Source organism: Bacillus sp. FSL M7-0307, from assembly GCF_038627835.1.
GTDB lineage: Bacteria > Bacillota > Bacilli > Bacillales > Bacillaceae > Bacillus > Bacillus altitudinis.
Window position 1 is genome coordinate 3,543,148 of the sequence record NZ_CP152023.1, and the last position, 22,497, is coordinate 3,565,644.

A 22,497-nucleotide genomic window follows, 5' to 3' on the forward strand; every position below is an offset into this window, starting at 1 on the left:
TCATGAGCCCTCCTTCTATTCTGAATCAGGTGCTGCTTCTGGCTTCCGGTTGGATAAGAGAACAAAAGGTAAATAGATGAAAACAGCGACAACAATACAGATAAGCTGTGTGATGACAGCCCCCATACTGCCAGCGGTAGACAGCCAAGCATTCACAATCGGAGGTGTCGTCCACGGCACCATCACCACCGCTTTCCCCGCAAAACCTGTAGCGGTTGCGATATAACCAATCGTACCTGTCACGAGTGGTGTAACGATAAACGGAATTGCCATCACAGGGTTCAACATGACAGGTAATCCGAAAATAACTGGTTCATTGATGTTAAACAGTCCAGGTCCTGATGAAAGCTTGGCAATGCTCCGCATCTCTTCTCTTCTTCCTGCTATAAAAATGGCGATCAACAGACCAATCGTCACACCCGAACCACCAATGCTCATATACACATCCCAAAATGGCATCGTGATAATATTTGGAATCTCTTTGCCCTCTTGAAATGCTGTCATATTCACTGCAATTGATCCTAATAACAGCGGCTCGCGAATCGGTTTAATCATTTGGTTGCCATGAATACCGATCACCCAGAAAAATTGAGCCACAAACATTAACGTTAAAATACCAGGCAGTCCCTGCACAACACTTTCAAGCGGACGCTGCACGACGTTATACACCGCTTCATGCAAATAAATGCCTGTCACACGATGAAACGCAAACCCGAATGAACTAATGATTGTAATCGTAATAATTGATGGGAAAAGTGAAGAAAAAGACGTCGCCACATTTGATGGAACAGAATCTGGCATCTTAATTTGCAGCCACTTCACCTCGGTAAGCTTACAAAAGATCTCTACAGAGACGATGGCAATGATCATACCCAAAAATAAGCTTTTTGGATCGGAGAATTGCCTCGCCAGCACATCGACAACCTCACGCATTGATCCATCGACTTCAAGAAGAAGTGTCGTCGGAATAACGGATATAAATGAAATCAATGCCATTAATCCTGGGAACAATGATTTGTGTCCATTGATTTTCCCGAGCTCAATCCCGATAAGGAACACAGCCCCGATCGTTAAAAAGTTCAGCGTGGCATAATTGATTGCCTTCATAATTGGCTGAAGCTCTGCTAAAAACCTGAATATCTCAAAATGGGCAAGCCCCGTTTCCGGGCTCATGATCATATTTGCGACCAGTACAGCAAATGCCCCTGTAATGATGATTGGCATTAATGTGACAAATGCTTGCTTAATCGCCATAATATATTTCTGATTTGTAATACGATAAGCGACATGTCCCATGACGTCAGCCGCTCTCTCTTTATAGCTCATGATCCGTCTCCCCCTTTACAAAAACTCGTGATCATCCTCCTTTTTGATGTTATTTTAAAAGCGCTTTCATTAACATCTAATCTTTTTCCTCACAGATGCGGAAATGGGTGTCCTTTTTTTTCATCTGGCTGTTCCAACACGTGCAGCGCCACCGTCAGTTCTTCAAATGAAGCAGCTTTGATGATTTGCTCCACCACTTCCTTCTGCTCTGTCAAACGCACAAGAAATTGATAAAGTGACTGCAATTCTTTCTGATACGTCTTCTGTATACTTAACAAACAGACGACCTGTACCCGATCGTCGCCCCACAACACTGGTTTTCTCAACGTACAGATCGCACAAAACGTATCATCTGTTGCCGGTTTGATTGGGTGAGGGATTGCGACCAAATGACCGAACGACGTAGGTGACACTTCCTCTCTTTCCAGTAATAGCTGTTCAAAATCATCCGGGATTCGGTTTTGTTCTTGCAATACATTCACGAAAAATTGAAGAACCTCTTCCCTTGTTTGTAGATCTTGCTGAAAAAAAGTCATCTTCGGACTGATATATCGCAAGACACCCATTTCTTGTGACCCCTGCACAAATCGTTTCAGCCTCGACATATCGTCTTCACTGAGGATCGTATGTACATCAATCACTGGCACAGGTAGTGTGTTCTGAAGCGGGATGGTACTAATGATCAAATCGATACTTCTCAAGTCATACGACAAAAGGTCACTGACACTTGCAGTACCAGCAATCTCTAGCCTTTCGCTAAAGGCGGCCTTCAGCTTATGGAGAAGAAGCTGACTGCTCGCGACACCCGTTGCGCACACAATCAAGCATTTTTTTCTCACAGTCTGAGTTTTTGTCCGCTCTATGGCAGCACCAATATGCAGCGCCAAATATCCGATTTCATCTTCATGAATCTCTACATTCTCTTTTTCCTTCAGCCATCTTCCCATATAGACACCTGCTTCAAAAGCAATCGGATAATGCCTTTTTATGTCTGATAAATAGGGGTTACGGATGTTCATATCATATCGGAACCGATGAATCGCTGATCTCAGGTGAAGACTTAGTCCCACAATCAATTCCTTGTCTGTCTGAATATCAAGTGACATGTGCTCTTCGACATAACCAAGTAATTGATGAGTTAAACGGAAATGCTCTTCATCAAGCATGTGAAATAGCGTGTGTCCCGTTTCTCCATACGCCATCATTTTTGCCCCCATTAAATGAATCGCAATATAGGCCATTTCAGATAATGGAAAATCTATACCGAGTACGTGACGCATATCTTCTGCCATTTGCCTCGCCACTTGAAAAGCGGGCTGTGTTTGAATATCTTTGAGTTCTCCTTCCGGCATCATCACCAATTTTTTCTCTTCAATTCGTTTGCACGCAATGGCGATATGTGTCACTAAGTTGCTTAAACCGATCTCTGAGACATGAAGGCCGCTTGCCTTTGTACGTGAACGCACCATATCTTGAATCAATTGATACGTTTCTTCAGGTAAAAGGGCAGGGTTCGGATGCTCTTGCTGAAACACATGCTCAGCTAGACAATACCTTAATTTCATTTCATCTCCACTCAGCCTCAGTCCATATTTAGGTCGGTGTGCAACAGAAAGTCCATGTAAAGAAAATAGATGCTTGACTGCTTTCAGGTCATTTTTCACAGTAGATTCACTCACAAATAATTCCTCGGCCAATTCATCTAATTTCATATAGTCTTCGGACAATAAAAGCCTTCTCAATAAATAAGAGATACGATCCTCCGGCTGATTTGGAATAACTTGATTCTTTTTTTCATTTCTTTCTCTCATTGAGTTTTTCAAAAAAGTACGAAATGCTCCATAATCTTCGACAGTCAATGTATACCCTGCTCCACGTTTCATATGAAGTGTTGCCCCATGTACTTCTAATATTGATTTAAGCGCTTTCATATCTGTTCGAACTGTTCGTGATGTGACGCCTATCAGGCGTGCAATTTCTTCACCTGTCAGCTCCTGCTCTGCCTGCATTAACCGCCTCAACAGCTCCTCCTGACGTAGAGATAACATAGACTCCCCTCCCTTGGTCAATTACTTTTGCCTATCATCATAAACGAAAATAGAACTCTTTGCCCAGTTTTTCTTTCCGACCGGGAACTTTGTTATGGCTCAAACGTATGAATATGAAACAAGAGGAGGGATACATCATGTTTGTTATCATCATCATACTAGCTTCTTTAGGCGCCATTACCGCCCACATGTTTACACCAAAAGATAAGCGTTCATCTTCTAAGCATTCTGCACATCACAGTTCAACAACCAGTAACTATACTGATTCGTATACACATCACGCTTCTGATGCCTCCTGCGGTGGTGATTCAGGTGGTAGCGGCGGATGTGACTAAACCAAAAAAAACAGCCGCTTGTTCAGCCGGCTGTTTCGTTTATTTTATTAAAGAGCTTTCCAGCCCCGTTCAATTAAATGTTTGACATCCTTTGCAAAATCCTCGCCTTTTTCCATCACATCTTGGGCTCTTCCTGCAAAATTACTAGCGACAGCGAGTTCCATTTTTTTTAACTCAAAGTGCATAATTTTTTGGTCTATCTCCGTAATATAGGTTTCATACTCATTGTTCACAATGTCGTGCAGCACGTGATAGGCTTCTTTCCGATGACGGTGAAAGTCCGTTCCTCTCTCACCTTTCCATGACGAATCTAGAGCAGGCTTCTTGATTTCCTTTATGTCAGACTGCGCAAGATCTTGTTCTGTTCGAATATTACTTTTGGCTGTCTTTAACCGAGAGATCATTTCGTCAAATTCTGCACGTTTGTTTTCAATCCCCATATGCAGATGGTGCAGCATCTCGGATAAATTCATGTCATCCACCTCTATTAGACCTCATAAGAAAGCACGGCGTCAGCGTTTTTGAAACCGGGCAGATCATCTGCTTTTTCCAGTCCTGACATTTCTATCGTTCGCTTTCATTAAGTATAGTATAAGGTGAAAAGCCTTAGGCTTAAATAGGGAAAAGGTGTCCTTTTAACATGGTGTTTGGAAGAAAAACGGAATAATCTAAGGTCATAAATCCCGAATTATATATGAGTCTTTACGACTATATTTTACATCGTACTCAGCTACGCTATCAATAAAACGATTGGGGCTTATGATTTTGCCGCAATCGCTTCATCCTGTTCTTTTAGCGTCTTCACATTTGAGCGTGTATCCTGAACGTTTTTGATTAAGGCTTCTTTAAAGCTTGAGACCATTTCGCCCACCTCTGCTTCACGTGCCGTCCATTTGGTTACAAATTCAAGGCTGTTTTCACCAGCTTTATCTGCTGCTTTTTTCATTGTTAAAGCTTCAACTGCTTGGGAGACTTCATCTAGTTTATCCATCACTGTTTGGTAGTTTAACTTAATTTGTCCCATTATGATATCCTCCAGATTGGTTCAGCATGAAGCTCGCTTACAAGCTGCTCCATGCTTTTGAGATCAAGCGTTTTGCGTCTTCTACTGCGTCTTCTCCTTTTTCAGCCAAACGTGCGGCATCTCCAGCTAAAGAGCTGGCAAAGGATAAGGCAGCCTGCTCTGCTTCTAGTGTACTGATTTTGAATTCGATTCGGCTCACGTAGCGTGGATATTTATCGCTTACGATCGTTTGCAACGCATCATGCGCTTCATTTCGTTCTGATTTGAAATCTTGGCTCCGCTCACCTTTCCAAGAGGCCCCAAGCTTTGGCTGCTTGATTTGTTTTAGGTCTGTTTCTGCGGCATCTTGTTCACGTTCAATCTTACTTTTTGCCTTTTTGAGTCGAGCAATTTTCTCTTCGATCTCTGCCTTTTTATTTGAAATGCCACCGTTAAGGGCAGACAGCATATCCGATAAGCTCATATGGGTTCCTCCTCCTGTCAAAAATAAAAACGCTGCTTAGAGTCCCTCTAAACGAGCGTAATGGTGAATCGCACTTTTTCCAATATTGTTATTATAAGGTTCAAAGACTCATGTTTGAATAGGGATTTGTGCCCTTTTTATGGTATAAATATGCTTTCAATCTGCTTCACACCACACCTTAAGCCCTCTTTTATAGGGGGTCAAAATACACAACCACCCTTCTGGAAACACACATAGTCTTACGGTCCTAGGACAAACAAAAGCCGCCCGGGGGAGGGGCGGCTTTTGCAGTGGCTTATGATGCCGATTCTTCTGAGTCTTGTTGATTTTTCACGTACCAAATGAATTTCCCTGTATATCCGTAGATGATGGCAAGACCAATGGCAACAAAGCTCAGCCACATAAATGGTAAATAAGAGAATGTCGAGACGCCTAGAATCCCTGCCATGTAAATTCCGTTATCTGACCATGGAACCATACCAGACGTAAGTGTTCCACCAACCTCAGAGTTTCTAGATAACACACGTCTGTCTAATTTTAATTTGTCATAGCTTTTTTCCATGATTTTTGGTGTAAGAATTAATGAGACATACATTGCACAACCAAAGATATTCGCAAAGAATGCTACTACAAGTGTAGACAGTGTCACATTTCCTGCATTGTGCAATTTTTTCTCGAATGTTGCGACGATCACTTTTAACACGCCTAAGTATTCAAGAACTCCACCAAAACCAAGTCCAAGAATAATGACCACTAGAGATCCTAACATATTGACAATACCGCCACGGTTCAACAGTGTATTTAAGAAATCTACATCTGAATTAATAGAGAAGCCGTTATAAGCTGTACCAAGCGCATCAGCTGGGTTCATTCCTTGGAATGCCATCGCCCAGACTGCCCCAAGCAGTGCACCAATTGCGATAACAGGCATTGACGGTTTTTTCAATACAAGTAATAGGACAACAATGACTGCCGGAATGATCATCCAAATATTAATCGTGAATGTATCCTGCAATGCTTGTTTCAAAAACTCTACTTTATCTTGATCAATATTTCTTCCACCATACATAAATCCAGTAATTGTAAACATAATAGCCGTAATAACAAAGGCCGGTATGGATAAAACCATCATGGCTCTTACATGCGCCAGCACGTCCACTTTTGAAAGAGAGGAAGCGAGCACAGTACTATCAGATAGAGGAGATAATTTATCACCAAAATAAGCGCCAGATAAAACAGCCCCAGCTACGATCGGTAATGGGATACCCAATCCTTCACCAATCGCAATCATCGCAATACCTGCTGTTCCAACTGTACCCCAAGACGTACCAGTAGCAACAGACATAATAGAACAGATAATCAATGTAGCTAATAAGAAGATATTAGGATGAATAAATTCCAGTCCGTAATAAATTAACGTGGGTACAACACCGCCAGCAATCCATGTACCAACAAGTGCACCTACTGCAATTAAGATTAAAACAGCCTCTAATCCATTTGATATCCCTTTTGTAATCGCATTTTGAAGGTCTTTGTACGAATGCCCTAAACGAATTCCTAATGCAATAACCATAAACCATGAGATGAACAATGCTAGCTGAATATCTAATTTGAAGTAAAGAGTGAATGATAAAACAATTGCTAAAAATAAGCCAAGTACAGACACGACTTCTAAAATAGACGGTAGACGTGGTGTTTTCATTTTGTTTCCTCCCTTTGTGCGTGCGTTAAGCGTTTTCAAAATATTGTGAAAAAAGTGTGTCAATTCGAAAGAAAGTGAATTGCCTGTTTTTCTCTTTTTCACAGGCAATTCAACATATTAATAAAATAAAATTTTTGATATTATCATCGCTCTAGGAGCTCTGCACCCGCAATGCCAGGCTTTGTCATCTCGTAAGGATTCAAAATAATATCAAGTTCTTCTTCTGTTAACACATCATTTTGCAGGCAAAGATCTCTGATCGATTGTCCTGTTAAAATGGCTTCCCTTGCGATTCTAGCCGCAGCTTCATAGCCTAAGTGAGGGTTTACCGCTGTAATGACACCTGCACTTTTTTCGACATATTCTTTCAAACGTTTTTCATTTGCTTCGATGTCCGCTAAACAGTGATCTGTGAATGAGCGGAATCCGTTATTCATTATACTAATAGATTGAAGCAAGTTAAAGACCAGAACAGGCTCCATCACATTTAACTCAAGCTGGCCTGCTTCAGAAGCAAGACAGATGGTGTGGTCGTTCCCAATGACCTGGAATGCGATTTGGTTAATGAGCTCTGCCATGACTGGATTGACTTTTCCAGGCATAATGGATGATCCCGGCTGACGGGCTGGCAATGCAATCTCAGCAAGACCTGCACGTGGGCCAGATGCCATTAAGCGAAGGTCATTCGCAATTTTAGACATGTTCATCATGCATACTTTTAAGGCAGCAGATACTTCTGTGTATGCATCTGTATTTTGCGTCGCATCGACGAGGTGCTCTGCGCCTACTAATGGCAGTCCAGAAATATCAGCAAGCTTTTTCACTACGATTTCGATGTAGCGAGGATCTGCATTGAGGCCTGTTCCAACAGCGGTCGCACCCATATTCACTTCATATAAATGCTGTTTTGATTGGTTGATTCGTTTAATATCACGACTGAGCACACGGCTGTATGCTTCAAACTCTTGTCCTAAACGGATCGGAACAGCATCTTGTAAATGAGTACGCCCCATTTTGATCACATGATCGAATTCTTTTGCTTTCTTTCGAAATACGTCATGCATGGCCTGCATCGTCTCAAGTAAAATGTCTAACTGCTTGAGCACTGCAATATGGATCGCCGTTGGGAACGAATCATTTGTCGATTGTGACATGTTCACATGTGTGTTTGGACTTAAATGAATGTATTCGCCCTTTTGATGTCCCATGATCTCGAGGGCTCTGTTTCCAATGACCTCATTGGCATTCATATTCATAGACGTTCCTGCGCCGCCTTGAATCGGGTCTACGATGAAATATTCATGGAATTTGCCTTCAATGACTTCATCTGAAGCTTGAACGATCGCATTTCCAATTCCTTCATATAAACGTCCGACTTCCATGTTGGCTTGAGCTGCTGCTTTTTTGACAATGGCAAATGCTCGAATGAGTTCCTCATGCATGCGATATCCTGTAATCGGAAAATTCTCTTTTGCACGAAGCGTTTGAACACCATAATACACGTCTGCGGGAATTTCTTTTTCACCTAGAAAATCCTTCTCGTAACGATAAGTTGCTTGAACCATCTCGTATGACCTGCTTTCTATAGAATAGTTAAATCACTAAATCTTCTGCGATTGGCGTTTCCATAATCTTTTTCACTTCTCGTGGATCTGTTGTTTTACCTAATGCCCACATGAGCTTTGGCACGATGGCTTCTGTGTTCATGTTTCTTGAACGAGCAACCAGTTCTTGATTGATTTTACGTCCTACTTCATACACACTCATGTCTTCTCCTTCTTCGAGACACTGAGTGGTGATCACAACAGAAATGCCTTCTTCCAGCAATTCGTTGATTTTTTCTAAAAGGTTTCTTCCTTCGAAAGGAATTCCGCCGCTGCCGTAGCTTTCAATGACGACCCCTTTGTACAAACCTTTGATTGAATCTAAAAACTCAGGCTTCAGTCCTGGATGCAGTTTTAATAAACAAACGTCTGTGTTCAAGGATGCATCTAATTTAAGCGGTTTCATTGATGATCTTTTTACTTTGCTATTGTATTCAATTTGATGATTTTCAATCGATGCAATATATGGGTAGTTAATACTTTCAAATGCATCGTAGCTTTTCGTTCTTAGTTTGATTGCGCGAGTTCCTTGAATGACTCTGCCATCAAATACGACGTATACGCCGCCAACACCGTCACATGCAAAACGAATCGCATCTGTAATGTTTTTCTTCGCATCTGTTTTCTTAAACGTAATCGGAATTTGTGACCCTGTAATGACAATTGGCTTATCAGGATTTTGCAGCATATACGATAGTGCTGCTGATGTATAGGCCATTGTGTCTGTTCCATGCGTGACGACAAATCCGTCATATTGGTCATAATTTTCATAAATGGCTGTTGCGATATCAACCCAGTATTCAGGCTGCATATTGGTACTATCTATACTCATTAGGGACTTTGTGTCCATTGTGTAGTCTGCATTAATTTCGTTTAAATAGCTTAAAAGGTCCTCAGCTTTAACACCTGGAGCTAAACCATTTTCACTCTCTACAGATGCAATCGTCCCACCAGTGGTTAAAAGCAATAATTTCTTCAACAGGTCCACCTCTTTCAGTAAAATTACTTCGTTTGTCACACATATTATAAGCCAGCTTGTGCTATTCTATAATATACGCTTTACGCGTACCTTCATTGCCATTATAGTCACATAACGCGAATTAATCAAGAAATTATTACGCATAACGCGTACACTCTTTGTCAAAATATGATATACTGTTGTTGTATATAAAGGAGCGTTCATGTATGATACTCGATCGTTTAACCACCCTTAGAAAAAAGAAAAAATGGTCTCTCCAGCATACGGCAGATCGCCTAGGTATCGCCAAAAGCACCTATGCCGGTTACGAATCTGGGTACCGACGACCTTCGCTTGAAGCAGTGAAACTGCTGGCTGATTTGTATGATACGTCCATTGATTTTTTACTTGGTAGAACGGACGAGCCAGAGATACAACGCAAAATCTCTGATATCAAAGTTGAACTGACGGAAGCAAAAGAAGGAACCATCCATGTAGACGGCGTTCCACTAACAGATGAAGAAATTAAACAGCTTGTTGCCTTTATTCGGGCGAAAAACACTCTGAAAGTATAAACAACACAAAAAAGAGAGGTCCCTGTCATAGAGGTACCTCTCTTTTTCTGCTTACGACAGCTCACTTAATTCCTCTAACCGCCGCTTCGCTTCTTCTTTATTAAAGGAACTATAATAGCGATAATTCTCATCATCTAAGATGCGGTAATGCTGGCTTAGTACATTCTGCTGAAGACGAAACGTACCTTTTTTCACAGACGTCCGCCACCAAACCTTTCCGCCAATCGTACGTTCAACAGATAAATGCAATTCATCGTGTGCGACGACTTCCAAAATCTCAAGCGGATCATCCCCAAGTGTCCCTTTTAAAATGTCACTATCCCTGAATAATGCACATACGGCCGCAGATTGCGTCCAGTTGAGGCGAAGACGATTCTTTTCTACCTGCTGCAAATGCCGTTTGGATAGCCCAAGCACCTCAGCCATGCGGTCCTGTGTATAGTTTTTTTCTTTTCGAATTCGTGCCATTTGTTCTGTGACGAGGTCGATTACCATTTCTTTGTCCATCTCTCATCACCTCTTGATTGTTCAGTCTTTACTGACATCATACACGATTTCTTAAAAAAAGTGGCGTCTCACCTCATGGAATGATGGCGAAAACATCTATTGATTCTACTTTTCACCATGACCATGCTGCTGTTTCCAATTTTCTTGGGCAGTCTCATGTAAATATGGATAAATGTTTTGTTTCACCGTTTGCTCAAATACTTCTTCATCTAAAATACTGTACGCCGGAATCTTGATCAATTTCCCATCCATTTTCCGAATGAGCACATCCATGAACAGAAATCCCCTGATACTGTAACGATGCCTGCGCATATCTATAGATTGAATGTCTTGAAAAGGGATTGTTTGTTGCCGGTATAAAACAGCACCATTCTCTCCACGCTGAATGCGAAAAATCACATTTCCCTTCTTCGTAAAAGCCGGAAGAATCATCAAAAAAGAGATCCACCCATAGACAATGCCTAATAATCCGCCTAAAAATAAAAACAACGTATAATTCGATTCAAATGTAAGAGCTTCTGAAAATAACCAAATACCGATGATGCCAAATCCGCCCGTTGCTAAGAATGCCCATACTCTTAGAAAGGGTCTGCTCCTCACTTCTATTACTTCACTTGGATTCAAGCGTCATTCTCCTTTTCTCCATTAGAATATAGAACGTAATCCGTCTCTATGAGCCGTTTCTATCCGAAATTCATTTTCCTTCATGCCCGACACTAGCCAAGAATGCTTCTGCCCCGGAATAACAAATATCATAGACTCTACATCCGGCGTATTATTTTTATCATAAGTGACCTTCATCAAAGAATCCATTTTTCCTTTTCTAACCCTTACATCAGAAGCAAATGCCCGCACAAGCTCTTGGTTCTCTGCTTTATTTAGAAAAGAAGGGCAATCCTCATTCCCTTGACTGGCTTGTTCTAACAGCAGTTCAAATTCTTCCGCCTGCAAATTGATGACTGGTGTGAGGTGTTCACTCATGTGTATGTTCAAAAAGGTTGTCACTTGCTCCACAGTCTGCTGATCGTCTTTTAGTTTGTGAATCTGATGCACTTGTTGATCATAAAGCGTATGGTGTGAATACACACCTGCCTGAGTCGTATGAAAGGACGTACTGACCTCTTCATCTAATGCACCAAACCTTGAAGCTTTCACGGTATGTGATGCATCGTTCATGGCTTGAATGAAATGTCGGTATTTTTCTTTATAACGGTATTGTCTATTTCGAAATTCCAGCACGTCTTTTGCCAGCAAAGAGCGGCATGCAATTTCAAATAAAAATCCAAGACGTTCATCCTCTACATCTGGATAATAGGCTTCCTTTAAAGACATCCCTTGCTCAAAATAGCCTTCACTGTAAAAACTAAAGATGAGTTCCTCGATACTTAGACTTAGCTGATCCAACTTGATCTCTCCTTATCCAAAAGAAAATGCGCCCTTCAAGAAATCACCTGCACCTTTCAACAGCGAATCTGCGGTTTCTTTTGTTTTTTCTATTCCTTTATGTATCACCTGATTTGCTTGATCAATGGTGTCATTGACTGCTTTAACACCTTGACCTACCAGTTCAAATGCTTTTTTTCCTTTATCGACAACCGCATGAATTGGGTCTTTTAATTTCACTGCGACCTGTTCTGCAAAACCAGAAGTAAGCTTGGCGACTTTTTCACCAATAAAGCCACCTACTGCTGATCCTATCGCACCGCCAACCACTGTTCCAATCGGTCCTGCAAAGCTTCCAAGAGCGCCGCCCACAACAGCACCTGCAACAGATCCGCCTGCAATAAAGACCGTATTATTCACTGCATTTCCAACAGCCTTTGCATTTTCACGCTTGAGAACTTCTGGCTGATCCCCAAATTCCGCATAGTTCTCCGCAATTTTCAGACCGCAGCCAACCGTTTCTGTTGCACCCGTGACGACCGTTGCAATGATGGCATTTCCTTTCGCAAACCTTGCACCATTTTTCAGAACAGACTTGATGCCAGCTGTGTCCTTCCAATTGATACTTCCTTTTGTGAAATCACGTACACTGTTCGTGAACGCAACTGTATCGCTAGGATAAAATTTCGTAAATTTCTTATGGACCAGGTCAGCCATCGACCAATTGGATCGTTTTAATAATTCTTTTTTACTCAGCCAAATCCTTGCCAGCCGGTCAAATCTCGTACCTTCTACCCGTCCGGTCACATCAAGAAGGAGCTTTGAATGCTGCGCAGCATATCGGCCATTTTCTTTAATAAAAGTCGTCATTCCAAGCCCATAGTATTTTGCCTGCATCATCACAATACCAGCTAGGCTCGTGAGTGTACCATATTGATCATACAGACTGTACATTTTCCTTAAAATATCATCAGCTTCGACCATTTTATCCGTTGCATGACGAATGGCAATGTCGTCACTGCTCAATTTGCTCATTAAGGCTTGTCCAGAACCCCATGCATCTCCTACTCCAGAAAAACAGCTTCGATAACGGGGATCACAGCCTAGGATGAGGCCATCCAGTTCACTATGTAAATCGTGGTGCTTTGTTTCGATGGCCGAAAGCTCTCCTACAAAATCATTCGCCAGCCCTGTCAACTGATCTGGATCTACTACAATGTCACGCGCCATCACATCATCTCCCTTCTCGGTTTCTTTCTCTCCGTTCTTCTCGCCTTTTTCGCTCAAGCTCTTCCATTCTGGCGATTTCAGCTTTACGTTCCTCGATTTTGACAGCAGCATCCCGCAGTTCCTGACTTGTTTCAAGCAAGTCCTTTTCAAATTGATCATAGCGTACCGCTGTTTCCTCAAAGCTTTGATCAAATTTATCTCTTGCTTCCCCTTGCCAGCCTGATCCAACTGCCTTCAGCCGATTCTCAAGCAGCTGCTTCGACTGCCGAATGCCATCAGCGGCTTCCTGGAACTTTTGAGCGAGTGCAAGTGTTTGACTAGAATCCAACTTTCGCACCCCTTTCTCCCAAATTAACGTACAAATGGATGATTTTATATGTCCTCATTATAAATAAAAAGACACCCAAAAAAATCACCCTAAAGAACCATTCAGCACATCGCAAAATAAAAGTAGGTCTTTTTCCTCTCTAATTGTCAGAGAAAGCCTTTCTTGTTATGAAGCGCATTCAAGACATGATAAAATGAACATATTCTACAAAAGGAGTGACGTATTGATGAAAGAGGAAATGATCCAGCGATTCACAAGTTATGTAAAAGTGGATACACAGTCTGATGCAGACATAGAGAGCTGCCCATCCACTGAAGGACAGCTGAACTTAGCAAGGCAGCTTGTTGAAGAGATGAAATCCATCGGCATTCAAGAAGTGACAATGGATGAAAACGGTTATGTCATGGGCACGATCCCATCTAACACAGACAAAGAAGTGCCAACCATTGGCTTCCTGGCTCATATCGACACAGCCACTGACTTCACTGGCAAGAACGTGAAACCGCAGATTCATGAGAACTATCAAGGCGGGGACATCACGTTAAACGAAGATCTACATATCGTATTATCTCCAGCACAGTTTCCAAATTTACAAAAATACCAAGGACATACGCTCATCACGACTGATGGCACGACCCTGCTTGGTGCAGATAACAAAGCTGGTATCGCAGAAATTATGACCGCCATGCATTACCTAATTGAGCATCCAGAAATCAAGCATGGAAAAATTCGTGTCGCCTTCACACCAGATGAAGAGATCGGCAGAGGACCTCACAAATTCGATGTTGATGCCTTTGGCGCTTCTTATGCTTATACGATTGACGGCGGCCCGCTAGGAGAGCTTCAATATGAAAGCTTCAACGCCGCAGGTGCAAAAGTATCAATTAAAGGAAACAACGTCCATCCAGGGACAGCAAAAGACAAAATGGTCAGTGCTGCAAAGATCGGCATGCTCTTTCACAACAAACTTCCTTCAGATGAATCTCCAGAATACACAGAAGGATACGAAGGCTTTTTCCATCTCACAAGATTTGTAGGAGAAGTAGAAGAAGCAGAGCTGCAATATATTATTCGTGATTTTGATAAAGAGAAATTCAACAAGCGCAAAGCACTATTTGAAAAAATCGCAAACGACTTAAAAGCAGTCTACGGCGAAAACAGCATCACCCTTAGCATTCAGGATCAATATTACAATATGAGAGAAAAAATTGAGCCAGTCAAACATATCGTAGACATCGCTCATGAAGCCATGGAAAACCGCTCAGTGACACCTGTCATTGAACCAATCCGCGGCGGTACAGATGGCTCACAGCTTTCATATAAAGGACTTCCAACGCCAAACATCTTTACTGGCGGGGAAAACTTCCATGGTAAATATGAATTCATCTCTGTAGAGAACATGCTGAAAGCGTCAGAAGTGATCGTGGAAATTGCACGTTTATTTGAAGAAAAAGCATAAACATGTTTACAACCGTTCCTGTTCGGGAACGGTTTTTTAATAAAAGTTTACAATTTTCTGAAACTTTTATGACACTTAATCGTACTAATAGAGACAACCCCAGAAAAATTCTTCTTGACGAGTGAAATAACTGGAAATATAATAGTTAAAAACAACCAGTATTTTAGACCTAAAAAAGCAGCCAGAATAAACCTTTAGAACTAAACGCTATTTGCTAACTATTTTCAGTTATAAACATCACTCACCCTGTCTACACTTAAAGAATAGGATGAATTGGAGGAATGTCATATGATGATTTTATTGATTATCGCTTCACTTTGCTGCTACTTACTATTCTCTTTCAAAAAAGATAACCGCACCCAAAAACGAAAAAGCGCAGAGCTTTCGGAGTTTGAAATCTTTCGTATGCGCCGCCACTACAACGGCAAACGCCGTCACCCACTAAACGATGCACCCAAACAAGTATAAATGTAAAAAGAAGAGCCTCATCACCAGGGGCTCTTTTTATGTATAAAAAAACGACCAAATTCATGGCCGTTTCTCTTGTTTATTTATACACCTTCGCAGGTACTTGAATCATAGGAATTCCTACATAGTACGGTGAAATTTCATATGGCTGGAAGACAACAGCGATTCCCTTTTTCGTGAAGTAGTACTGCGTGTCGTAGCCGATTTGAATATCGCTTTTTTTCAGATTCGCATAGAATTTACTTTTATTCTTCTTTGTGTAGTTATAGATATAATCTCTTACTTTTGTACGCTTTTTCTTTGTTTTTACCACATCTGTAAAGTACAGTTGCTTTGTTTTTTTCTTTGTTAACACATAGTTCATGCTCGTAACCATCGTATCCCCGTGCGCTCCACCGTTATACATGTAATCATAGTTTAAGATACTCAGTTTCTTACCATTGTTAAATTTCGTTTCATACGTTCTCTCATACGTGACCTTCCCGTAGCCTTCCTTTTTCGCTTCGTCCTTTAAGAACAAGTACGTAGAATAAGAGAATGCAATATCTTCTTTTAAATCACGATTGATGGTTTTCATATGCGCTTTACTAAGGTTTTTCACCTGTGCATATTTAAACGTTTTTTTCTTTTTATAATAGTGTGTACTTACTTTTGCTTTTTTCACTTGTTTGGCATCCGCAGATCCAACTGGCGCAAACAACGAAACAATCAGCGAAAAAATGAGCAGGCTGATCGTTAGGCCTTTTTTCATTGTCATAGTAAAAACCCCCATTTTTGTCTATTACCAATTGAGTATACCATGACAAAAGAACCAAAAGAAGTGTTTTCTTCCATATTATTCTTTATTTTTCATGTGAGGTTTGTTTACCGTTTTCATAAGTTCCTGTATGCTTAAGATAGAATGTTAGATGAAGTGTGGTGTTTATCATAGAAGAGAATATTTTTAGTCATATCCGGACAACATTTCATAGTTTGTCCCCTACCCAGAAAAAGATTGCCAATTACATTTTACAAAACCCTCAGAAAGTTGTGCTTCATTCGATTAGTGCACTCGCTGCTGAATGCAACACAAGTGAAACGACGATCTTTCGTTTTCTGCGAAAAATTGGCTATGAGTCCTATCAAGTGTTTCGTGTCCATGTCGCGCAGGATATTGCGACCAATACGCCTCAATCCATATACGGTGAGATCGAAGCATCTGATAGTGTCGCAGATATTAAACATAAGGTCATAGAGTTAACAACCAACTCTATTCAGGATATGAAACATATTTTAGAAGACCAAGCTGTGACACAATTTATTGAGCAAATGAAACAGGCACATAAAACCGTCTTCTTTGGAGCAGGTGCCTCCAGTTTTATTGCCGGAGATGCCTATCATAAGTTTCTCCAGCTTGGCTTTGAAGTGAGTCTATGCAGCGATCCTCATATGATGAATATGATTGCAACACATGCAACAGAACATGATTTTATCGTCGCGATCTCACATTCAGGGGAAAGTAGAGAAATCCTTGATGCCGTGCAATTTGCAAAGGAAAAAGGTGCAACGGTCGCCTCGATCACGAGCTATCCGAAATCAGAGCTCGCCAAGAAATCCGACTTTCATCTGCTCAGTTCATCGAGAGAAACAACCTATCGTTCTGACTCAATGATTTCTCGTATTAATCAGCTTGTGATTATTGATGTTTTGTATGTCGCAGCTGTTTTAGAATTAGGATCAAATGCGATCGACAACGTCAAACGTTCTCGATTAGCTGTAGCTAAAAATAAAACATAATCGACAATAGACCGGAGCTGTTTCCGGTCTTTTTTTTGTGACTTTTCTCATATTTTCCGTTGACACATTCCTATTTCGTCATGTACATTAAATGAACAATAGTTTATTTCCTACTATTAAATTAGAAAGATAGTATATATACTAACAAAAAGAAAAGAAAGCGCTTTTTGTAAGGGGTTTCTAAATAGGAGGCGGACAAAATGGCAAAGCAAATTGGATTCATTGGATTAGGCATTATGGGGAAACCTATGGCACTCAATCTATTAAAAGCCGGTCATACTGTGACTGTTTTCGATATTCATACAGAAGCTGTTCTAGCATTAAAAGAAGTGGGTGCAAATGCCGCTGCATCAGCTGCTGAGGCAGCATCTGTAAGCGATATCATCATCACGATGCTTCCAAAAGGTGAGCATGTAGAAGCAGTCGTAGCAGGTGAACAAGGCATATTGGCTACAGCAAAACCTGGCACGATCATTATAGATATGAGCTCTATTTCACCTGTTACTTCTAGAGCATTAGCGGCACTGGCAAAACAGCATCAGGTCGAATTTATCGATGCTCCTGTCAGTGGCGGAGAGCCAAAGGCGATAGACGGGACACTTGCGATTATGGCGGGCGGAGAAGAAGAGATCTTTGAACAAGTAAAGGATGTCCTCTATGCCATGGGCACAGATGTCGTATTAGTTGGATCAAATGGAAGCGGGACAACCGCTAAGCTTGCGAATCAAATCATCGTCAACTTAAATATCGCTGCCATGTCCGAGGCACTCGTCCTTGCCGCTAAGTCTGGCATTGCGATTGATAAAATGTATGAAGCCATCCGAGGTGGACTGGCAGGAAGTGCTGTACTCGATGCGAAGGTTCCTCTCATTTTAGAACGAAACTTTGAGCCTGGCGGACGTATTGACATCAACTTAAAGGATTTAACCAATGTCATGGAAACTGCCCACGATATCGGCGTCCCTCTCCCGCTTTCTAGTCAGCTGCTGGAAATCTTCCACGCCCTCAAAGCGGACGGAAAGTCTGGACTTGATCACGGCGGAATCGTTCAATATTACGAAAAAATGGCTCATGTTGAAGTGAAGAAAGGATGAGGTTCTATGAAACAAAGCATTGAGATACTAAATGCCATTCCGAAAGCGGATTCAGACCGCATTCAATCAGCATACGAACAAGCACTAAACCATTTTCACCATAAAGTGATTGTATTAGACGATGACCCAACAGGCATTCAAACCGTGCACGGCGTCTCTGTTTTCACCGATTGGTCAGAGAAAAGCATTGAGGCTGGTTTTCTTGAAGACAGCCGTATGTTCTTTATCTTAACCAACTCTCGCAGTATGACAGAGAAAGAAACGGCGGTTCTTCATGAAACGATCGCATCAACGATTGTGAAAACGGCTGAACGGCTTGATCAAGATTTCATCATTGTCAGCCGGGGGGATTCCACCCTGCGTGGACATTTCCCACTGGAGACTGAAATTCTCAGAACGACCATTGAACAGCAAAGCTCCCGCCAATTTGACGGCGAAATTCTTCTTCCCTTTTTTAAAGAAGGCGGCCGCTTTACGATTGGCAATATTCACTACGTACAGGAAGGTCACAAATTAATTCCTGCTGGTGACACAGAATTTGCATTGGATCGTACATTCGGATTTCAATCTTCTCACCTCGGAGAATGGATCGAAGAGAAATCAAACGGATCGTTCACTAAGGAAAACACTACTTATATTTCTTTAGAAGATATCCGGGCTTTACGTATTGAACAAATAAAGGATCAGCTGATGACCGTGAAGGATTTTCAAAAAGTGGTTGTGAATGCAGTGGACTATGACGATGTCAAAGTCTTTGTCGTTGCCCTCATAGAGGCTATCAAAGCAGGTCAGCACTTTCTATTTAGAAGTGCGGCAGCTCTCACAAAAGTGCTTGGCGGTGTTGAGGATCAAGCACTATTAACTAGACAAGACTTAATACAGGAAGAAAGCAGGCACGGTGGCCTCATCATGGTCGGTTCCCATGTCAAAAAAACAACCGAACAATTGCAAGCGCTGCAGCAAAATGAAGACATCGCATTTATTGAATTTGATACACACCTCGTGTTAGAACCTGAAGCATTTCAAGAGGAAATGGACCGCGTGATTCAACAAACTGAAAGGCTTTTAACAACCGGGCAATCGGTTGCTGTTTATACAAGGAGAGAACGGCTTGATCTTGGGGACGATCGTCAAGAGGAAGAATTGAAGCTGTCTGTTCAGATTAGTGATGCTGTGACAAGCATTGTTCAGCGCCTCTCCATTCGCCCTAAGTACCTCATTGCCAAAGGTGGAATCACCTCAAGTGATATTGGCACAAGAGGACTCAGTGTCAAACGTGCGACTGTCGCAGGTCAAATCAGACCAGGTATTCCCGTTTGGCAAACAGGAGAAGAAAGTAAATTCCCATTCATGTCTTATGTGATTTTCCCGGGAAATGTTGGCTCAAAGGATACGTTAAAAGAAGCAGTAGACATACTTGAAGGATAAAGCAGAGGGAGCGTTCACGCTCCCTTATGCAGCACAAAGGAGGAAAGATCATGTCGTTAGTTTTTATCGGACTTGGCGTTTTGTTATTACTTTTACTCATGGTTGTCTTTAAGTTAAACGCTTTCATTTCGTTGATTATTGTCTCTTTAATCGTTGCCGTTTTAGAAGGCATGTCACCACTTGAAGCGATTGCTTCAGTCGAAAAAGGGCTTGGAAGTACACTCGGCCATCTGGCGTTGGTTCTTGGCTTTGGAGCGATGCTTGGTAAATTGATGGCTGATTCTGGCGGTGCTCAGCGTATTGCCATGACACTCATCGACCGCTTTGGTATCGGGAAAATTCAATGGGCAACGATGCTGACTGGATTTGTTATCGGAATTGCTCTATTTTATGAAACCGGATTCATTATTCTTATTCCATTAGTCTTTACCATTGCTCAAGCCGCAAGACTCCCTGTGTTGTATGTGGGAATGCCGCTCGTCGCTGCACTCATTACAACACATGGCTTTCTCCCTCCTCACCCAGGGCCGACAGCCATTGCCAATGTATTTCAAGCCAACATGGGACAAACCTTATTGGTTGGAATTATTTTAGCCATTCCTGCTGTTTTAGTAGGCGGACTTCTGTTTACGAAACTATTTAAGAAAGATCAACTGCATGCACACATTCCAAAGGACTTGTTTAATCCAAAGGAATTTACAGAAGAGGAAATGCCAAGCTTCGGCATTAGTATTTTCACCGCTATTTTACCTGTATTGCTCATGACATTCAGAGCATGTTTAGAAATTTTCTTCCCGTCCTCTCCACTGCTACCGGCGGCTGAGTTTTTAGGTGAGCCGGCGATTGCCCTATTAATCTCTGTGCTGCTTGCCATCTACACATTTGGTCTTGGCAGAGGAAAGAGCATGCAGGACGTCATGAAGTCGATTACGGATTCAATTGGCTCCATTGCGATGATTCTATTGATCATTGCAGGCGGCGGCGCCTTTAAACAGGTGCTCATTGACAGCGGTGTTGATCAATACATTGCAGGGATTATGCAAGGAAGCACACTGTCTCCTCTGCTCCTCACTTGGCTGATTGCAGCTGTCCTTCGTGTCTCTTTAGGGTCAGCAACTGTCGCGGGTCTCACAGCAGCTGGCATTTCTGCACCGCTAATTGGTTTGACGGGAGTTAGCCCCGAACTAATGGTGATTGCAACAGGCGCCGGCAGTATAACATTCTCTCATGTGAATGATGCAGGTTTCTGGATTTACAAAGAATACTTTAATTTGTCGATGGCTCAAACTTTTAAAACGTGGACATTGATGGTGACTGTTCTATCACTTGTTGGATTAGCCGGTGTTCTCGTCGCTGATTTGTTTATGTAGGAAAATAAATAGGAAAAACCATTGACTTTTTCTCGAAAAGATTGAATAATTGTGTTTATTAAGAAAATTGAATCAAAGGTAACCTTATTAAGAGTGGTGGAGGGACTGGCCCTGTGAAACCCGGCAACCGCTGTTCCTAGGAACAGAATGGTGCTAATTCCTTAAGCAAGCTGATGCTTGTTTGAAGATAAGGCAGAGATCTCACAGTATATGATGCTCTTCCTTATCCAAGGAAGAGCTTTTTTATTTGATTTATAACCTGAAGAAAGAAGGGATTCAGCATGACACAAGTACAAACCATTGGTAAGAAAACAACAAAGCCGCCATTTCGCGCAGATCAAGTAGGGAGTTTACTTCGTTCTGAACGAATCAAAGAAGCCCGTAAGCAAAAGGCAGACGGTACACTGACAGGAGAACAGCTCAGACAAATTGAAAACGAAGAAATCACTCGTATTGTAGAGAAGCAAAAAGAAATTGGATTAGAGGTTGTCACAGATGGAGAATTCAGACGTGCATGGTGGCATTTTGACTTTCTAGAAGGGCTTGATGGGGTCGAAGGATTTGAAGCAGACCAAGGCATTCAATTCCACAATACGACGACAAAAGCGAGAGGCATCAAAGTAACAGGTAAGATTGATTTTACTGATCATCCAATGCTGGAGGATTATCGCTTCCTTCACAGCATCGCGGGTGATCATACGGCTAAAATGACGATTCCAAGTCCGAATATGCTCTTTTTCCGTGGAAAGCTTGAAGAAGGTGTGTACGACAGCTTAGATGATTTTCACCGTGACGTGGCACAAGCTTATAAAAAAGCCATCCGTGCTTTTTATGATGCAGGCTGCCGCTATTTGCAGCTAGATGATACAGCTTGGGCTGTGTTCTTTTCTGAAAAAGGACATGAACAAATCAAAGCTTTTGGCCGCGAGGAAGATGAACTGCGTGAATCGTTTGCGAAAACAATCAATGAAGCGGTTGCCGATCGACCAGAGGATTTGGTGATCACTATGCACATTTGCCGTGGTAATTTTAAATCAACTTGGGCAGCCGAAGGTGGTTATGAGGCAGCGGCAGAAACGATTTTTGCGGGTCTCGATTTGGATGGTCTCTTCTTAGAATTCGACGATGACCGTTCTGGCGGATTTGAACCCCTGCGTTATGTGAAGAATCCAAACCTTCAAATCGTACTAGGTCTTGTCACTTCAAAGTATGGGGAACTTGAACCCGTTGAACAGATCAAAAGACGAATCGAGGAAGCAGCTCAATATGTGGACATCAACCAAATCTGTTTGAGCCCACAATGCGGATTCGCCTCAACAGAGGAAGGCAATTTGTTAACAGAAGAGCAACAATGGGAAAAGCTGCGTCATGTGATTGAGATTGCGGATCAAGTGTGGACATCATAGGCCACTCACAATA

Annotated in this window: 23 protein-coding genes and 1 riboswitch; of the genes, 9 read left to right on the forward strand and 14 right to left on the reverse strand. The window is 41.9% G+C overall.

Annotation, left to right across the window (positions count from 1 at the left end):
- Nucleotides 1-15 precede the first annotated feature (15 nt).
- Nucleotides 16-1,326, reverse strand: a complete 1,311-nt coding sequence (locus MHI41_RS18155; RefSeq protein WP_342494383.1) for a PTS transporter subunit EIIC — start codon at nucleotides 1,324-1,326, stop codon at nucleotides 16-18.
- An 89-nt stretch (nucleotides 1,327-1,415) separates the two neighbouring features.
- Nucleotides 1,416-3,374: a BglG family transcription antiterminator gene (locus MHI41_RS18160; protein ID WP_224558832.1), complete on the reverse strand. Its 1,959-nt coding sequence runs from the start codon at nucleotides 3,372-3,374 to the stop codon at nucleotides 1,416-1,418.
- 137 nt (nucleotides 3,375-3,511) lie between these two features.
- On the opposite strand from MHI41_RS18160, the gene MHI41_RS18165 reads away from it, so the two are divergent.
- Nucleotides 3,512-3,709: a hypothetical protein gene (locus MHI41_RS18165; protein ID WP_017358669.1), complete on the forward strand. Its 198-nt coding sequence runs from the start codon at nucleotides 3,512-3,514 to the stop codon at nucleotides 3,707-3,709.
- 47 nt (nucleotides 3,710-3,756) lie between these two features.
- Here MHI41_RS18165 and MHI41_RS18170 read toward each other — a convergent pair whose 3' ends face one another.
- The 6 genes from MHI41_RS18170 to MHI41_RS18195 all read right to left on the reverse strand — a co-directional run bounded on the left by MHI41_RS18170 (nucleotide 3,757) and on the right by MHI41_RS18195 (nucleotide 9,481).
- On the reverse strand, nucleotides 3,757-4,182 hold the full coding sequence (locus tag MHI41_RS18170) for a DUF5082 family protein (RefSeq protein WP_224558833.1): 426 nt from the start codon (nucleotides 4,180-4,182) through the stop codon (nucleotides 3,757-3,759).
- A 284-nt stretch (nucleotides 4,183-4,466) separates the two neighbouring features.
- Nucleotides 4,467-4,733, reverse strand: coding sequence for a YwqI/YxiC family protein (locus tag MHI41_RS18175; RefSeq protein WP_008345634.1), 267 nt, complete (start codon nucleotides 4,731-4,733; stop codon nucleotides 4,467-4,469).
- Nucleotides 4,734-4,770: 37 nt separating this feature from the next.
- Complete coding sequence (locus MHI41_RS18180; protein ID WP_017358667.1) at nucleotides 4,771-5,196, reverse strand: DUF5082 family protein; 426 nt, start codon at nucleotides 5,194-5,196, stop codon at nucleotides 4,771-4,773.
- A 295-nt stretch (nucleotides 5,197-5,491) separates the two neighbouring features.
- On the reverse strand, nucleotides 5,492-6,898 hold the full coding sequence (gene nhaC, locus MHI41_RS18185) for a Na+/H+ antiporter NhaC (protein ID WP_017358666.1): 1,407 nt from the start codon (nucleotides 6,896-6,898) through the stop codon (nucleotides 5,492-5,494).
- A gap of 143 nt (nucleotides 6,899-7,041) precedes the next feature.
- A complete protein-coding gene (gene aspA, locus MHI41_RS18190; protein ID WP_025208223.1) occupies nucleotides 7,042-8,463 on the reverse strand; it encodes an aspartate ammonia-lyase in 1,422 nt (473 codons plus the stop codon).
- A 28-nt stretch (nucleotides 8,464-8,491) separates the two neighbouring features.
- Nucleotides 8,492-9,481 carry an asparaginase gene (locus MHI41_RS18195; RefSeq protein WP_017358664.1) on the reverse strand — a complete coding sequence of 330 codons (990 nt, stop codon included), beginning with the start codon at nucleotides 9,479-9,481 and terminating at the stop codon, nucleotides 8,492-8,494.
- Between the two features lie 206 nt (nucleotides 9,482-9,687).
- Between MHI41_RS18195 and MHI41_RS18200 the strand changes: the two genes are divergently transcribed.
- Nucleotides 9,688-10,035 carry a helix-turn-helix transcriptional regulator gene (locus tag MHI41_RS18200; protein ID WP_008345648.1) on the forward strand — a complete coding sequence of 116 codons (348 nt, stop codon included), beginning with the start codon at nucleotides 9,688-9,690 and terminating at the stop codon, nucleotides 10,033-10,035.
- Nucleotides 10,036-10,086: 51 nt separating this feature from the next.
- Here the strand turns inward: MHI41_RS18200 and MHI41_RS18205 are convergent, their stop codons facing one another.
- The 5 genes from MHI41_RS18205 to MHI41_RS18225 all read right to left on the reverse strand — a co-directional run bounded on the left by MHI41_RS18205 (nucleotide 10,087) and on the right by MHI41_RS18225 (nucleotide 13,483).
- Entirely contained in the window at nucleotides 10,087-10,542 is a 456-nt protein-coding gene (locus MHI41_RS18205) for a helix-turn-helix transcriptional regulator (protein WP_007497964.1), read from the reverse strand.
- 105 nt (nucleotides 10,543-10,647) lie between these two features.
- Nucleotides 10,648-11,166, reverse strand: coding sequence for a YfjD family protein (locus MHI41_RS18210; RefSeq protein WP_035389953.1), 519 nt, complete (start codon nucleotides 11,164-11,166; stop codon nucleotides 10,648-10,650).
- A 21-nt stretch (nucleotides 11,167-11,187) separates the two neighbouring features.
- Entirely contained in the window at nucleotides 11,188-11,946 is a 759-nt protein-coding gene (locus MHI41_RS18215; RefSeq protein ID WP_144609967.1) for a hypothetical protein, read from the reverse strand.
- A gap of 12 nt (nucleotides 11,947-11,958) precedes the next feature.
- Nucleotides 11,959-13,155, reverse strand: a complete 1,197-nt coding sequence (locus tag MHI41_RS18220) for a glycine zipper domain-containing protein (RefSeq protein ID WP_317328286.1) — start codon at nucleotides 13,153-13,155, stop codon at nucleotides 11,959-11,961.
- 4 nt (nucleotides 13,156-13,159) lie between these two features.
- Nucleotides 13,160-13,483, reverse strand: coding sequence for a WXG100 family type VII secretion target (locus tag MHI41_RS18225; RefSeq protein ID WP_019743650.1), 324 nt, complete (start codon nucleotides 13,481-13,483; stop codon nucleotides 13,160-13,162).
- Between the two features lie 226 nt (nucleotides 13,484-13,709).
- Here MHI41_RS18225 and pepT point away from each other — a divergent pair, with 226 nt between their 5' ends.
- Nucleotides 13,710-14,942 (forward strand): peptidase T, encoded by a 1,233-nt coding sequence (gene pepT / locus MHI41_RS18230; RefSeq protein WP_008345662.1) that lies wholly within the window; start codon nucleotides 13,710-13,712, stop codon nucleotides 14,940-14,942.
- 288 nt (nucleotides 14,943-15,230) lie between these two features.
- Nucleotides 15,231-15,410, forward strand: coding sequence for a hypothetical protein (locus MHI41_RS18235; protein ID WP_008345664.1), 180 nt, complete (start codon nucleotides 15,231-15,233; stop codon nucleotides 15,408-15,410).
- A 79-nt stretch (nucleotides 15,411-15,489) separates the two neighbouring features.
- On the opposite strand, the gene MHI41_RS18240 is transcribed toward MHI41_RS18235, so the two are convergent.
- The gene (locus MHI41_RS18240) at nucleotides 15,490-16,167 is read right to left on the reverse strand and encodes a DUF3298 and DUF4163 domain-containing protein (RefSeq protein ID WP_182488995.1); all 678 of its coding nucleotides are present in this window, start codon (nucleotides 16,165-16,167) and stop codon (nucleotides 15,490-15,492) included.
- A gap of 161 nt (nucleotides 16,168-16,328) precedes the next feature.
- On the opposite strand from MHI41_RS18240, the gene MHI41_RS18245 reads away from it, so the two are divergent.
- From MHI41_RS18245 to MHI41_RS18265, 5 genes are all read left to right on the forward strand, one after another.
- Nucleotides 16,329-17,186, forward strand: coding sequence for a MurR/RpiR family transcriptional regulator (locus MHI41_RS18245; RefSeq protein WP_017368342.1), 858 nt, complete (start codon nucleotides 16,329-16,331; stop codon nucleotides 17,184-17,186).
- 200 nt (nucleotides 17,187-17,386) lie between these two features.
- Entirely contained in the window at nucleotides 17,387-18,280 is an 894-nt protein-coding gene (gene garR / locus MHI41_RS18250; protein ID WP_035389960.1) for a 2-hydroxy-3-oxopropionate reductase, read from the forward strand.
- Nucleotides 18,281-18,286: 6 nt separating this feature from the next.
- Nucleotides 18,287-19,708, forward strand: coding sequence for a four-carbon acid sugar kinase family protein (locus tag MHI41_RS18255; protein WP_019743652.1), 1,422 nt, complete (start codon nucleotides 18,287-18,289; stop codon nucleotides 19,706-19,708).
- 50 nt (nucleotides 19,709-19,758) lie between these two features.
- Entirely contained in the window at nucleotides 19,759-21,078 is a 1,320-nt protein-coding gene (locus MHI41_RS18260; protein WP_008345676.1) for a gluconate:H+ symporter, read from the forward strand.
- 81 nt (nucleotides 21,079-21,159) lie between these two features.
- A riboswitch (SAM riboswitch) is annotated at nucleotides 21,160-21,272 on the forward strand.
- A gap of 87 nt (nucleotides 21,273-21,359) precedes the next feature.
- Nucleotides 21,360-22,484 carry a 5-methyltetrahydropteroyltriglutamate--homocysteine S-methyltransferase gene (locus MHI41_RS18265; RefSeq protein ID WP_342494384.1) on the forward strand — a complete coding sequence of 375 codons (1,125 nt, stop codon included), beginning with the start codon at nucleotides 21,360-21,362 and terminating at the stop codon, nucleotides 22,482-22,484.
- Nucleotides 22,485-22,497: the final 13 nt, after the last annotated feature.